The sequence below is a fragment of the Pseudomonas sp. Nvir genome, from assembly GCF_963778085.1.
Taxonomy (GTDB): Bacteria; Pseudomonadota; Gammaproteobacteria; order Pseudomonadales; family Pseudomonadaceae; genus Aquipseudomonas; species Aquipseudomonas juntendi.
This window is the reverse complement of the sequence record NZ_OY970405.1, coordinates 3,019,851-3,032,372: the sequence shown is the minus strand read 5'-3', so window position 1 is coordinate 3,032,372 and position 12,522 is coordinate 3,019,851. Positions and strand designations below refer to the sequence as shown.

Annotated in this window: 11 protein-coding genes and 1 pseudogene; 3 read left to right on the top strand and 9 right to left on the bottom strand. The window is 64.9% G+C overall.

Annotated elements, in window-relative coordinates; genetic code table 11:
* Nucleotides 1–5: 5 nt before the first annotated feature.
* The 4 genes from mexE to AACG97_RS14580 all read right to left on the bottom strand — a co-directional run bounded on the left by mexE (nt 6) and on the right by AACG97_RS14580 (nt 3,822).
* Nucleotides 6–1,247, bottom strand: coding sequence for a multidrug efflux RND transporter periplasmic adaptor subunit MexE (mexE, locus tag AACG97_RS14595; protein WP_009682303.1), 1,242 nt, complete (start codon nt 1,245–1,247; stop codon nt 6–8).
* Nucleotides 1,248–1,423: 176 nt separating this feature from the next.
* Nucleotides 1,424–1,726 (bottom strand): hypothetical protein, encoded by a 303-nt coding sequence (locus AACG97_RS14590; protein WP_029885132.1) that lies wholly within the window; start codon nt 1,724–1,726, stop codon nt 1,424–1,426.
* A gap of 94 nt (nt 1,727–1,820) precedes the next feature.
* Complete coding sequence (locus AACG97_RS14585; RefSeq protein WP_029885131.1) at nt 1,821–3,173, bottom strand: GntP family permease; 1,353 nt, start codon at nt 3,171–3,173, stop codon at nt 1,821–1,823.
* A gap of 109 nt (nt 3,174–3,282) precedes the next feature.
* Nucleotides 3,283–3,822, bottom strand: coding sequence for a gluconokinase (locus tag AACG97_RS14580; RefSeq protein ID WP_009682299.1), 540 nt, complete (start codon nt 3,820–3,822; stop codon nt 3,283–3,285).
* 207 nt (nt 3,823–4,029) lie between these two features.
* On the opposite strand from AACG97_RS14580, the gene AACG97_RS14575 reads away from it, so the two are divergent.
* The 3 genes and pseudogenes from AACG97_RS14575 (at nt 4,030) to AACG97_RS28055 (ending at nt 6,518) form a co-directional block, all read left to right on the top strand.
* The gene (locus AACG97_RS14575) at nt 4,030–5,049 is read left to right on the top strand and encodes a LacI family DNA-binding transcriptional regulator (RefSeq protein WP_054913263.1); all 1,020 of its coding nucleotides are present in this window, start codon (nt 4,030–4,032) and stop codon (nt 5,047–5,049) included.
* Between the two features lie 149 nt (nt 5,050–5,198).
* Nucleotides 5,199–5,981, top strand: a pseudogene (locus AACG97_RS28060) (PAS domain-containing protein); the annotation flags it as partial.
* A gap of 42 nt (nt 5,982–6,023) precedes the next feature.
* Nucleotides 6,024–6,518 carry a methyl-accepting chemotaxis protein gene (locus AACG97_RS28055; RefSeq protein WP_370593812.1) on the top strand — a complete coding sequence of 165 codons (495 nt, stop codon included), beginning with the start codon at nt 6,024–6,026 and terminating at the stop codon, nt 6,516–6,518.
* Here the strand turns inward: AACG97_RS28055 and AACG97_RS14565 are convergent.
* From AACG97_RS14565 to AACG97_RS14545, 5 genes are all read right to left on the bottom strand, one after another.
* Nucleotides 6,493–9,759: a transporter substrate-binding domain-containing protein gene (locus tag AACG97_RS14565; protein WP_197885253.1), complete on the bottom strand. Its 3,267-nt coding sequence runs from the start codon at nt 9,757–9,759 to the stop codon at nt 6,493–6,495. The genes AACG97_RS28055 and AACG97_RS14565 overlap by 26 nt on opposite strands.
* 13 nt (nt 9,760–9,772) lie before the next feature.
* Nucleotides 9,773–10,387, bottom strand: coding sequence for a response regulator transcription factor (locus tag AACG97_RS14560; protein ID WP_009682293.1), 615 nt, complete (start codon nt 10,385–10,387; stop codon nt 9,773–9,775).
* A gap of 273 nt (nt 10,388–10,660) precedes the next feature.
* The gene (cobM, locus tag AACG97_RS14555; protein WP_029885125.1) at nt 10,661–11,413 is read right to left on the bottom strand and encodes a precorrin-4 C(11)-methyltransferase; all 753 of its coding nucleotides are present in this window, start codon (nt 11,411–11,413) and stop codon (nt 10,661–10,663) included.
* Nucleotides 11,414–11,446: 33 nt separating this feature from the next.
* Nucleotides 11,447–11,833: a cobalamin biosynthesis protein gene (locus AACG97_RS14550; RefSeq protein WP_009682290.1), complete on the bottom strand. Its 387-nt coding sequence runs from the start codon at nt 11,831–11,833 to the stop codon at nt 11,447–11,449.
* Nucleotides 11,833–12,519 carry a CbtA family protein gene (locus AACG97_RS14545; protein ID WP_009682289.1) on the bottom strand — a complete coding sequence of 229 codons (687 nt, stop codon included), beginning with the start codon at nt 12,517–12,519 and terminating at the stop codon, nt 11,833–11,835. Before AACG97_RS14545 ends, AACG97_RS14550 begins: the two co-directional genes overlap by 1 nt.
* Between the last annotated feature and the right edge of the window lie 3 nt (nt 12,520–12,522).

Here is a 12,522-nt window from a genome sequence, read left to right as displayed (position 1 = left end):
GTCCCTTAACCGCGTGGCGCCTGGGCGCTGGCGTTTTTCACGTTGTTGCCCGCCACTTTGGGCGCCGGGTTGCTGGCCTCCAAGGCCTGGCGCTGTTGGGCGAGGGCGGCCAGGGTCTGCTCGCTGGCCATCTGGGTTTCCTGCGGCGTTACCGGCGAACCCGGGCGTACGCGCTGCAGGCCCTTGACCACGATGCGCTCGTCCTTGCCCAGGCCGCTGCGCACGATGCGCAGGCCTTCGAGTTTTGGCCCCAGTTCCACAGCGCGGTAGGCGGCCTTGTTGTCCTTGTCCATGACCAGCACGAACTTCTTGCCAAGGTCGGTGCCCACGGCCTCGTCGTTGATCAGTACGGCGTCGTACTGGGCGCTGCCCACCAGCTTCAGCCGGGCATACAGGCCCGGGGTGAACTGGCCGTCGCGGTTGTCGAACACGGCGCGGCCACGGATGGTGCCCGTGCGCGGGTTGACCTGGTTGTCGACGAAGTTCATCTGGCCCAGGTGAGGGGTGCCGGTTTCATTGGTCAGGCCGAGGTACACCGGGGTGCTCTGGCCGCGTTGGCCCTCGCGCGCCAGCTGGGTGTACTTGAGGTACACGCGCTCGTCGGCGTCGAAGTAGGCGTAGACCTTGTCGGTGGAGACCACGCTGGTCAGCGGGGTCACGTCGGCGCTGACGATGTTGCCGGCCGTGAACGCGGCGCGGCTGACCCGGCCGCTGATCGGCGCGGTAACCCGGGTAAAGCTGAGGTTCAGGCGGGCGAGGTCCAGTTGAGCCTGGATGGCGTCGACCCCGGCCCGGGCTTCGGCAGCGGCGCTGCTGCGCGATTCGGCCAGCTCGGCGGAAATGGCGTTGCTGTCGCGCAGGCGCTCACCACGGCGGGCTTCATTGGCGCTGCGGATGGCGGTGGCCTTGGCTTGTTGCAACTGGGCTTCGAGGCGGCGGACTTCTGCCTGGAACGGGCGTGGGTCGATCTGGAACAGCAGGTCGCCTTTCTTGACCTGGGCGCCCTCGGTGAAGGCGACCTGGTCGATCTGGCCGGACACCCGCGGGCGCACCTCGACGGTTTCCGGGGCTTCGAGGCGGCCGGTGAACTCGTCCCATTCATTGATCGGTTGCTCGATCACCTTGGCCACGGTGACTTTCGGCGCGGCGGGAGCCTGCACGGCGTCGGGGGTTCGGCCGCAAGCGCTGATCACCACCACAGCCAGGGCTGCGAGGGGGAAGCGCAAGGGTTTGAGTGATTGTTCCATGGAGAACTCCGCCAATGTATTAGTGATGGGCGGAGTGTGAGTGTCTTGCGCGAGAGGCACGAATCGAACGGGCCGAAATCTATTATCACGCTGAATGATAGGTCGGGATCAGCGGGTGGTGAATCGAGGGTGCGGGCCTGCACCCGAAGCCGGTGCCAGGGCCCGCTGCCACGGGCTTAGCGTTGGCTGCCGCCAGCGCCGCCTGCGTCGGCACCACCGGTCCCTTCGGACCCTGTGCCGTCCATGCCTGGCAAGTCACGACTGTCGTTCTGCTGGGCTGGCGGGCTGTCCGGGTCATTGCCCTTGATGCGCGGGTCGGTATCCCGCGGCATGGGTTTTTCGATCGGGTTGAGGGTGCTGTCCACGCCGGGCTGCGGCGCGTTGTTGTGCGGGTCGTCGGGGTAGGTCGGGCCAGTGCCGGCGGCAAGCGCCAGTGGCGAGGCGAGCAGGGCAATCAGCAGCACGCTTGAGCGGTTCATGGCAGTCTCCATTGCGTCGGGTGGGGCGTACTCCTTTTCGGCCCCACCCGTGGCGCTAACGTGCCATTGTTGCGCTCATTGTTCCGATCAGCGGTTACACCACCATCGACAACAACATGATGAAGATGATGCCGACGATGGAAAGAATCGTCTCCATCATGCTCCAGGTCTTGAAGGTTTCGGCCACGGTCATGTTGAAGTACTGCTTCACCAGCCAGAAGCCGGCGTCGTTCACATGCGACAGGATCAGCGACCCGGCGCCGGTGGCCAGCACCAGCAACTCACGGTTCACCCCCGGTACCAGGTCGATCACCGGTGCCACGATACCCGCGCCGGTGATGGTCGCGACGGTGGCCGAACCGGTGGCGATACGGATCACCGCCGCTACCAGCCAGGCCAGCAGGATCGGCGAAATTTCCGCTTGCACGGCCATTTGCCCGATCACATTGCCCACCCCGGTGTCCACCAGCATCTGCTTGAAACCGCCGCCGGCACCGACGATCAGCACGATCGCAGCGGTTGGCGCCAGGCTCTGGTCGAGCATTTTCATGATTTGCTGGCGGTTGAAACCGCGGGCCGAGCCAAAGGTGTAGAAGGCCAGCAGCAAGGCAGCGAGCAGGGCGGTGATCGGGTGGCCGATCAGGTCCATCCACTGGCGCACGATGTGCTCGGCAGGCAGCACCACGTCGGCGAAGGTTTTCAGCAGCATCAAGGCCACCGGCAGCAGCACGGTGATCAGGGTGATGCTGAAGCTCGGCAGGTTGCCCTGGTCGGACTCCTTGGCGATCTGGTCCATCAGCTCCTGCGACGGGTTGCCGGGAATGTAGCGGGAGATGAAGTTACCGAACAGCGGGCCGGCGATGATGGCGGTAGGCAGCGCCACGATCAGGCCGTAGAAAATGGTCTTGCCGATGTCGGCGTGGAAGATGCCGATCGCCAGCAACGGGCCCGGGTGCGGCGGTACCAGGCCATGCACGACCGACAGGCCGGCCAGCAATGGAATGCCGATTTTCACCAGTGAAACCCCGGAGCGCCGGGCCACGATGAACACCAGTGGAATCAGCAGCACGAAGCCGATTTCGAAGAACAGCGGAATGCCCACCAGGAAAGCGGCGAACATCATGGCCCAGTGCACGTTCTTCTTGCCGAAGGCGCGAATCAGGGTTTGCGCGATCTGGTCGGCGCCGCCGGAGTCGGCCATCAGTTTGCCAAGCATGGTGCCCAGGGCGAGCACGATGCCGACGAAGCCCAGCACACCGCCAAAGCCGTCCTGGAACGACTTCATGACCTTGGCCACCGGCATGCCGGAGGTCAGGCCCAGAAAGCCGGCCGCCAGGGTAAGGGCGACGAAGGGGTGAACCTTGAAGTGGGTGATCAGCAGGATCAGCCCGACGATCGTCACGAGCGCGTCGAGCAACAGGAAGGTATCAGTAGCCAGTCCGAACATGGTTTCAAGGCCTCGGTCTTATCGTTGTTTTGGCGTAGCGTTTTGGGAACTTTCCGCGCTTTCGCGGGGTCGGGTAGCGCTGTCTTTGGTGAGCCGGTAAACCGCTGGGTCAGGCGGTCTGCGCCAGGCCCTGCTCACCGCAGCGCTTTAGCCAGCGGTCTACCGCTTCGGCCAGGGCTTCGATGGGCTGGGTAGCGTCCAGGGCCAGGGTCAGGGGCTCGCCACGGGGCGATTCCAAGGCTGCGAACTGGCTGTCGATCAGACTGGCCGGCATGAAATGCCCAGGGCGTGCCAGCACGCGCTTTTCGGCTTCGGCAGCCGACAGTTCGAGGAAAACGAACACCAGCCCAGGCATGGCCTGGCGCAGGGTTTCCCGGTAGCGGCGTTTGAGCGCCGAGCAGGTCAGGATCGGGCGTTCGCCGGCCTGGCTGATGGTTTGCAACTCTTCGCCCAGGCGCACCAGCCAGCCGGCGCGGTCGGCGTCGTCCAGGGGGATGCCCGCGCTCATCTTGCGGATGTTTTCGGCAGGGTGGAAAGCGTCGCCTTCGATCAGGCGACCGCCGCTTCGGGCAGCGATGGCAGCACCGATGCAGCTTTTGCCGCAACCGGCCACGCCCATCACCACGATGGCGGACAGGGGAGAATTCATCAGTACCTCCTGCGGGGTGAGGTAGCGCTGTCTCGTCGCTGACGAACAGCCACCTCCCCGGTGTTATTGGTCTTGTCCTTACGCAGTATGGACGCCTGGCAGCACGCGTGTAGCGGCAGCTACCAAAGATTACATTGCCTGCATCCTGAGACAGCGCTACCTTAGTGGCCGTTCCCCATCCTTGCAAGTAGTAAAATTACAACATCCATGTCCCGCACCGGCTCCCGTACCACAGGTCGTCCTACCCTGGCTGAAGTGGCCAGGCTTTCCGGGGTTTCCCCGATCACCGCTTCGCGCGCGCTGCGCGGCGTGAGCACGGTTGCGCCAGAGCTGGCCGCAAAGGTCATGGCTGCCGCCGCCAGCCTGGGCTACGTGGCCAACCCTGCGGCCCGGGCGTTGGCCTCGGCGCGCAGCCAGTCTGTCGTGGTGCTGATCCCGTCGCTGTCCAACCAGCTGTTCATCGATACCCTGGAGGCCATCCACGACGTCATGCGCCCGCGTGGGCTCGAGGTGCTGATCGGCAACTATCACTATGACCTGGCCGAAGAAGAGAACCTGATCCGCAATTACCTGGCCTATCAGCCCTGCGGCATGTTGCTGACCGGGTTCGAGCGCAGCGATGCGGCCCGCCAGATGCTGGCCGCCAGCGGTGTACCCTGCGTGCACATGATGGAGCTCAAGGGCGAGCCGGGGGCAGTATCGGTCGGGTTTTCCCAGGAGCAGGCGGGGCGGGCTGCCGCGCGGCACCTGATCGAGCGCGGGCGCAAGCGCCTGGCATTCATAGCCGCGCAACTCGACCCGCGGGTGATGCAGCGGGCCGAGGGCTTCCGCCAGGCCCTGGCCGAGGCGGGCCTGCACGCTGCGGAACTGGAAGTGTTGGCCCCGGAGCCTTCTTCGATTGCCTTGGGCAGCACACTGTTCAGCCGCCTGATGCAGCAGGCCCCGGATGTGGACGGCATCTTCTTCTGCAACGACGACCTGGCCCAGGGCGCTGTCTTGCAGGCGTTGCGCCAAGGTGTGGAGGTGCCTCGCCAGGTGGCCATGGTGGGCTTCAACGACCTGCCGGCTTCGGCGCACATGGTGCCGCGCCTCACGTCTATCCGTACCCCGCGGGCTGCCGTCGGTCGGGGCGCGGCCCAGGCCTTGCTCGCGTTGCTGGACGGCAAACGGGTGGCCAGTGCCCAACAGGACCTGGGTTTTGAGCTGATGGTGCGGGAAAGTACCTGATTCGCTCCCCTGTGCAATGGCGTTGACCACGCCCTGGCGACATGCCGGCGTAACAGAAATGGAGTAATCACAAAGCGATGGCACTGTGCTTGCACCGCGCATACGGCCATCTATGCTCATGAAACCGCGCATAAAGGAGGCCCGGCGTCATGTTCGATTTCCATCGCAAATCCGATTTGGTCGAGATCCAGCGCAGCCATCAGGCATTGGCCGACGCACAGGCCAAACTGGCTGCCATCAGTCGCTCCATGGCAATGGTCGAATTCGCCCCGGATGGCACCATTCTCGACGCCAACGACCGCTTCTGCCAGGCCATGGGTTACAGCGCTGAAGAGCTGCGCGGCAAGCACCACCGGCTGTTCTGTGAGCCGGGCTATGCCCAGAGCGCCGAGTACCAGCAACTGTGGCATGAGCTCGGCCAGGGCAAGGCCATCAGCGGCACATTCGAGCGCGTCGACAAGGCCGGCCGTGAAGTCTGGCTGGAGGCCAGCTACATGCCCGTGCTGGATGCCCAGCGCCAGGTCAGCAGCGTGATCAAGGTGGCGTCCGACATCAGTCAGCGCGTCGCCCTTGAGCATGAAAGCGAAAGCCTGCTGAAGGCGATCAGCCGCGCCATGGCAGTGATCGAGTTCACCCCGCAAGGGCGGGTGATCAAGGCCAACCAGAACTTCCTGGACACCATGGGTTACCGGCTCGACGAGGTGGTAGGCCGCCACCATGGCCTGTTCTGCCTGCCGCACGAGCGTGAGTCGGCCGAGTACCGCCAGTTCTGGGCCTCGCTGAACCGTGGCGAATACCACTCGCACCGCTTCGAGCGGGTGAACAAGCAAGGCCAGACGGTGTACCTGGAAGCCTCCTACAACCCGATTTTCGACAGCAAGGGCCGCCTGTACAAGGTGGTCAAGTTCGCCAGCGACATCACCGACCAGGTCTGTACCCAGCAAAGTGCCGCCGATGCGGCCCATGCCAGTTCGGTGCAGACCGATGCCTGCGCGCGCAAAGGCACCGAAGTGGTACAGCAGACCGTGCAGGTGATCGAGCAGATTTCCGTGGAGCTCAACGACGCAGCGCGCAGCATCGATGCGGTGAGCAAACAGTCGGATGTGATCGGGCAGATTGTGCTGACCATTCGTGGTATCGCCGACCAGACCAACTTGCTGGCGCTGAATGCGGCCATCGAAGCCGCCCGTGCCGGCGAACACGGGCGCGGTTTTGCCGTGGTCGCCGACGAGGTGCGCAACCTGGCCGCGCGCACCAGCAAGGCTACCCTGGAAATCGTCGATGTGGTGCGGCAGAACCACGACCTGTCGCTGCTGGCTGTGGCCAGCATGCAGTCAAGCCTGAACCGCACCGGCCATGGCGTGGCGCTGGCCAATGAAGCCGGCACGGTGATCATGGAGATTCAGCAAGGCTCAAGGCACGTGGTCGATGCCATCAGCCAGATCAGTTCGACGCTGCAATTGCATTGAGCGCAGCACGCATATCGTCCAGCAGGGCCTGCAGGCTGGCTTGCAGCCGTGCGCGCGGCTCGTCGGTCGGCGAGCCTTGCGCCTGGGCCGCTTCGATCGCTTCGCAATCCTGGACCACGGTGCGTACCCTGATCATCTTGGCACCGCCCTTGATGCGGTGGGCCAAGGCACGCAGCGCCTCTTTTGGCGCGTCCGCCGCCAGCGCATGCAGGGCCGCCAGGTCTTCACCAACGCTGATCGACAGTTGCTCGAGCAAATGCCTGGTGAGCTGCGCGTCGTCCTGAGTCAGGTGGCGTAGCTCATCCAGGTTCAAGCCGCCCGCGCGCGCTGTTGGCGCAGGTGGGCGGGCCTGGGGCAGGTGGGCTTTGAGGGTTCGCAAACCTATCGGCTTGAACAGGCAAACGTCCATCCCGCTGGCCAGGCAGCGGGTACGTTCCTCGGCCTGGGCATTGGCGGTGATGCCCAGAATCCGGCACCTGGGCAGGCTGCGCTCGGCCTCGAACTGGCGAATGCGCCGGGTGAGTTCATGGCCATCCATGACCGGCATGCTGCAATCGGTGATCACCACATCGAAGCGCCCCGCTTGCCAGCGGCCCCAGGCGACTTCACCGTTCTGCGCCAGGCTCACCTGGTGCCCAAGGGTGTGCAATTGCCGTTCCAGCAATAGCAGGTTGGCAGGGTAGTCGTCGACGATCAGCACATTCAAAGGGCCGTCGCTGTTTTCCAGTTGGGCCGGGTCCTCGGGCACGGCTGCCGGGGGCGCGCAGGTGGGCAGCTGCAGGTTCACTTGCACCCGGGTGCCGACGCCTTCGACGCTTTGCAGCTTCAGCGTGCCGCCCATCAGCTCGGCAAGCGTGCGGCTGATGACCAGGCCCAAGCCTGCGCCCTGGCGGGCCCTGGGGCCGTCGGCCTGGACAAAGGCATTGAACAGGCGGGCCTGGTCGGCAGGGCTGATACCGATGCCGGTGTCGCGCACATCCAGCTCCACCGGCAACATGTCATGGCCGGCGATAACCGGCAGAAGCAGGTTGGCCTGCACCTCGCCACGGTCGGTGAACTTGATGGCGTTGCTGATCAGGTTCGACAGGATTTGCTTGAGCCGCAGCGGGTCCGCCAGCACCCAGGCCGGTTCAGCGGGCAGTTCGCCGTGCAGGTGCAGGCCCTTGGCCCGGGCGTTGCCTTCGAACACGCGCAAGGTGGCGCGCACCAGTTCGCGCAGGTCCGTGGGCACGGGTTGCAGGGTGATGTGCCCGGACTCGATCCGGGAAATATCGAGAATGTCGCCAATCAGTTCCAGCAGGCCAAGCGCTGAATCATGGGCCGTCTGCAGCGTATGGATATCGCTGCGGCCGCTACGGCAGTCCTCCAGCGCAAGTTCCAGCAACCCGATCACGGCATTCATCGGGGTGCGGATTTCATGGCTCATGGTGGCCAGGAACGTGCTTTTGGTCTGGCTGGCCTGTTCAGCGTCGTCCTTGGCCTGGCGCAATTGCTCCAGCAGCCCGCGGCTCAGCGCGAGCTGGTCCTGCAGGGCGTGTTGAGCCTCGGTGCGCTGGTTGATCAGCTTGCGCAGGTAGCTGTTCCAGAACACCACGCCGGCCAGCAGCAGCGCCGACAGCACCAGCACTTGCAGGGCGAGGGTGCGGTAGTCGCGCCACGGGCTGTCGCTGACCAGTGAGCTGGTGCGCCAGCGGTTGATCAACTGCGCCAGTTCTTCAGGCGGAATGCTCAGCAGTGCCTTGTCGAGAATGGCCTGGAGCTGGGGCTGGTCGGCGGCCACGGCGAAGGCGGCCAGGGCCGGGTCTTCATCGAGCACACTGGCAATGCGCAGGCGGTCCTTGAATACATGGCTGATGTAGTACGCCGCATTGATGTGGTTGCTCAGGGCGACGTCGGCACGGCCATTGGCCACGGCCTCCATCAGGCCCAGCGGGTTGTCCACCTCGACCAGGCGGGCCTGCGGGTAGCGTTGCTGCAGCAAGGCGCGTTGCGGCGAGCCTTTGACCACCGCGATACGCTGGCCGTCCAGGGCCTTCAAAGGGGCGGGTGCGGTGGTGTCGCTGCGGGTGACCAACACCCTTGGGCTGACCAGGTAAGGCCGGGTGTAGCGCAGTTGCCTGGCGCGGTCTGCGCCGTAGCCCAAGGCGCCGATCATCAGCGCATCACCTTGGTTCAGCCGCTCGACCATGTGGTAGGCCGATGTGCTTTCAACGGTCTTGAACTGCAACCCAGTGCGCAAGCCGATCTGCTTGAGCAGATCCAGGGTGATGCCGTTGGCGTTGTCCTGGGCGTCGTTGAAGGTCAAGGGCGCCAGTGATGTGTTGATCAGCACGTTGACCACGGGGTGCTCGGCGATCCAGGTTTCCTCTTCGGCACTGAGGGCCGTCAGGTGGCGCTGCAACAACAGGCTGGTATTGCCACCGCTCCAGCGGCGCAGGATGTTCAGCCGTTCGCTTTCACTGATGCGGGCCAGTGCCTTGTCGACCAGCTGGCGCAAGTGCAGGTTGTCGCTGGACAGGGCGAACGCGAACGCTTCGGGGGCGGCCGGGGAAAAGTGGTCGATCTTCAACGTGCCCTGGAAGCTTTTGCCGATCATGAAGTCGGTACTGATGGCGTCGCCCAGGTAGGCGTCGGCCTCGCCCAGTTCGACAGCGGCCAGCCCGGCCAGGGTGGAGCGGTACAGGCTCAGTTGCGCCTTGGGGTACAGGCTGCGTACGGTATTGGCGGGCAGGTAGTGATCAACCATGGCCAGGCGCAGGCCGGCCAGGTCGGGCGTGCCCTTCAGGCTGCGCCCCTCCCGGGTCACGACCACCGGCAGGTCGTCGGCATAGGGTGAGCTCAGGCTGAGGTGGGCGTCTGCTGCCTCGAAGGCGTTGGAGCTGCCCAGCAGGTCGATGCGCCCCTCATGCAGGGCAGTGATGGCCTCGTGGCGGCTGGCAAAACGGCGCACTTCGATGCCAATGCCAAGCTGCTCGCCGATCAGGCCGGCGTAATCGGCGCTCAGGCCTTCGTAGTCACGGGGGCTGACATTGATCTCGAAGGGCGGGTAGTCCGGCCGCGAGCTGCCCAGCACCAGTTGCCGGTGCTGCTGCAGCCACTGGCGGTCTTCGGCCGAGAGCGCCAGCGGCGCGGCAGCACTGACCGAGCGCGCCAACAACTGCCGGGGTTCGCTGCTGGCCTGCAACCCGCTGGCATTGGCCAGGCTGATGATCATGAAGGCGCTCGCCAGCAGGAACTTCATGCTCGCCAGCCGCTCAGTAGACGCTATTGCGCTTGGCCAGGTCGACCATCTCGACCAGCGATTCGGTCTTGAGTTTTTCCATGATGCGGCCCCGGTAGGTGCTGATGGTCTTGGCGCTCAGGTTCATGCAGGTTCCAATGTTCTTGTTGTTCTCGCCGCGTGCCAGGCGCCGCAGCACTTCCATCTCACGGTTGGAAAGGCTGGCCAGGCGCACCGGTTCGCTCTCCAGGGAGTTGCTGTTGACCGACATCTGCGGAAACGTCGAATAGCCCTTCACCAACGCCTTGAGGGCGAACAGCAGGGCCTCGTGGTCCTCTTCCTTGGTGACGAACGCGCCGATACCGGCATCCAGGCAACGGCGCACGTACAAGTCGGTGGCCTGGCCAGTGAGCACCATGATCTTGGGGGTTGGCTCCAGGCACTGAAGGCGCTTGATGACCTCCATGCCGTCCAGGCCAGGCAGGCCGATATCCAGCACCACCACGTCCGGGCGCAGTTCACGGGCCACCTGCGCCACCTCGCTGCCATTGCCGACTTCGCCGACGACATGGAAGCGCTCACGCTCGAGCAGTAGGCGCAACGACAACCGCACGATAGGGTGGTCGTCGACGATCAGCACGGTTGTCATGGGGAAAACTCCTGTCAGGATGTGGTCCGCTTCCTGGAACACTCAGGAATACGTTTGCAAGCGGGTTAATCGGAAGCGCAGCACCATACGGCCAAACCTGACGTTTGGTAATCCCGAGTATAGAAGTGTTGAAAGTTTCCGGATTACTTGTCGAAAATTCCTACAAGTAGTGGAAAAACATCACCACTGCCACAGTGGTGATGTCAGACAGGAAAGGGCGCTCAGGCGCAGCCAGCGCGGTTTCGACCCTGTGCAGGGCAAGCCTGGGCGTGCTCAGTCGCCAGGCCGATACAGGTGGGCGTGACCGGCACGGTACAAGGCGGATTCGGCGAACGGCGCATCCCCCAGTACATGGCCTACCAGGATCAGTGCCGTGCGCCGGAAGTGCTTGGCGGCGCTGCGCTCGACGATGTTGCCCAGCGTGCCGCGCACCCAGTCCTGGTCTGGCCAGGTGGCGCGGTGCACCACGGCCACCGGGCACTCGGTGCCGTAGTGGGGCAGCAGCGCTTCAACGATCCGTGGCAGGTGCTTGACCCCCAGGTGAATCGCCAGGGTGCTGCCGTGGCGGGCCAGGTCGGCCAGCTGTTCCCCGGGTGGCATTGGCGAACTGTCGCCGTAGCGGGTCAGAATCACGGTCTGCGCCACTTGCGGCAGGGTCAGTTCACAGCCGAGCAGGGCAGCGCTGGCGGCCGTGGCAGTGACCCCGGGGATGATCTGGTAGTCGATACCCAGTGCCTTGAGGTGGCGGATCTGCTCGCCGATGGCGCCGTACAGGCTGGGGTCGCCGCTGTGTACGCGGGCGACATCCTGGCCGTGTTCGTGGGCGGTGCGCATGGCTGCGATGATCTGCTCCAGGTGCAGTTCGGCGCTGTTGATCACGGTACTGGCCTGGTGGCCTTCGAGCACGGCAGCCGGCACCAGCGAGCCTGCGTAGATGATCACCGGGCATTGGCGGATCAGCCGCTGGCCCTTGACCGTGATCAGTTCGGGGTCGCCGGGGCCGGCGCCGATGAAGTAGACGGTCATGCAATGTCCTTGCAAAAAAAGGGTATGGCGCGTTCAGCAGGCCAGGGCGAGTGTCGCCGGGCCGAGCACCTGGCGCTTGAGCAACAGCCGTGGGCTGCCTTGTTGCCGATCGGCCAGGGCCAGTGCGGTGCTCTCGGCCACGCCCCAACACCCGGTGTGGGCATGGGCGGCGGCGGAGCGGTGGCTGAGCAGTGGCTGGTAAGCGTGCAGTTGCTGGCTATGGTACAGCACCAATGGCACACCCAGGTGCTCGGCCAGCTGCTGCAAACCCGGCTCGTCAGCCTTCAGGCTGATGCTGGCGATGCCGCGCAGGTCTGCCAGTGCCAGGCCGTGGTTGGCCAGGGCCTGGCACAACAGGGTGTGCAGGGTGGCCGCCGGGCAACCCCGGCGGCAGCCAAAACCGGCATAGAAAGTGCCCATCAGGCCTGGCTGGAACGGCGGAACAACCAGGCGCTGAGCAGGCCCAAGGCCAGCCAGAACGCCGCATTGGTCAGCCACGAGGCCAGCTTGAACTGGGTTTCCAGGGCCTGCGGGGCCAGGCTTTGGTGAACCTCGGGCTGCGGGGCGCCGAGCACATGCGGAATTACCAGCAGCACCGCGCCCAGCACTTTCAGCAGCCCGTGGCGGGCGAACACCAACAAGGCCAGGCCGAGCGCGGTGGCGCTGGCGGTGCCGACCCACCAGGCCTGGCGTTGCCCCAGGTCTGCTGCAGCGGTGCCTGGCAGTTCGGGCGGCAAGCCCAAGGTCGGGGCCAGGCAGAACACGGCGAACCCGGCCAGCCCCCACAAGGCACCGGTACTGGCGCGGGTGGGCGCGCGCAAGCTGTACAGCGCGGCGAGAACAAGGGCGAAGCCGACGGCAACCACCAGGTTGCCGCCCGTGGTGGCGAGCACCCGTTGCCAGCCATCTTCCGGCGACCAGGCCTCGGCGCTGTGTTCATGGGCAGGCACTTCACTGCCATGCTCATGGTGCGCGGCAGGTGCCGAGGACTCGTAGGTTTCCGCCTGAAGAATCAGCGGGGCCACCCAGAAGCTTTGCAGCAAGGTCAGCAGCAGGGCGGCGAGCAGCCCGCTGAAACCCGCAGTGCGGGCAATGCGCATGATCATGGG

What these genes read in the sequence shown, in the direction of transcription:
- AACG97_RS14545 (WP_009682289.1), bottom strand. Translation starts at nt 12,519, where the DNA reads ATGATCATGCGCATTGCCCGCACTGCGGGTTTCAGCGGGCTGCTCGCC.
- AACG97_RS14560 (WP_009682293.1), bottom strand. Translation starts at nt 10,387, where the DNA reads ATGACAACCGTGCTGATCGTCGACGACCACCCTATCGTGCGGTTGTCG.
- AACG97_RS14565 (WP_197885253.1), bottom strand. Translation starts at nt 9,759, where the DNA reads ATGAAGTTCCTGCTGGCGAGCGCCTTCATGATCATCAGCCTGGCCAAT.
- AACG97_RS14585 (WP_029885131.1), bottom strand. Translation starts at nt 3,173, where the DNA reads ATGTTCGGACTGGCTACTGATACCTTCCTGTTGCTCGACGCGCTCGTG.
- mexE (WP_009682303.1), bottom strand. Translation starts at nt 1,247, where the DNA reads ATGGAACAATCACTCAAACCCTTGCGCTTCCCCCTCGCAGCCCTGGCT.
- AACG97_RS14580 (WP_009682299.1), bottom strand. Translation starts at nt 3,822, where the DNA reads ATGAATTCTCCCCTGTCCGCCATCGTGGTGATGGGCGTGGCCGGTTGC.
- cobM (WP_029885125.1), bottom strand. Translation starts at nt 11,413, where the DNA reads ATGACCGTCTACTTCATCGGCGCCGGCCCCGGCGACCCCGAACTGATC.
- AACG97_RS14575 (WP_054913263.1), top strand. Translation starts at nt 4,030, where the DNA reads ATGTCCCGCACCGGCTCCCGTACCACAGGTCGTCCTACCCTGGCTGAA.
- AACG97_RS14550 (WP_009682290.1), bottom strand. Translation starts at nt 11,833, where the DNA reads ATGGGCACTTTCTATGCCGGTTTTGGCTGCCGCCGGGGTTGCCCGGCG.
- AACG97_RS14590 (WP_029885132.1), bottom strand. Translation starts at nt 1,726, where the DNA reads ATGAACCGCTCAAGCGTGCTGCTGATTGCCCTGCTCGCCTCGCCACTG.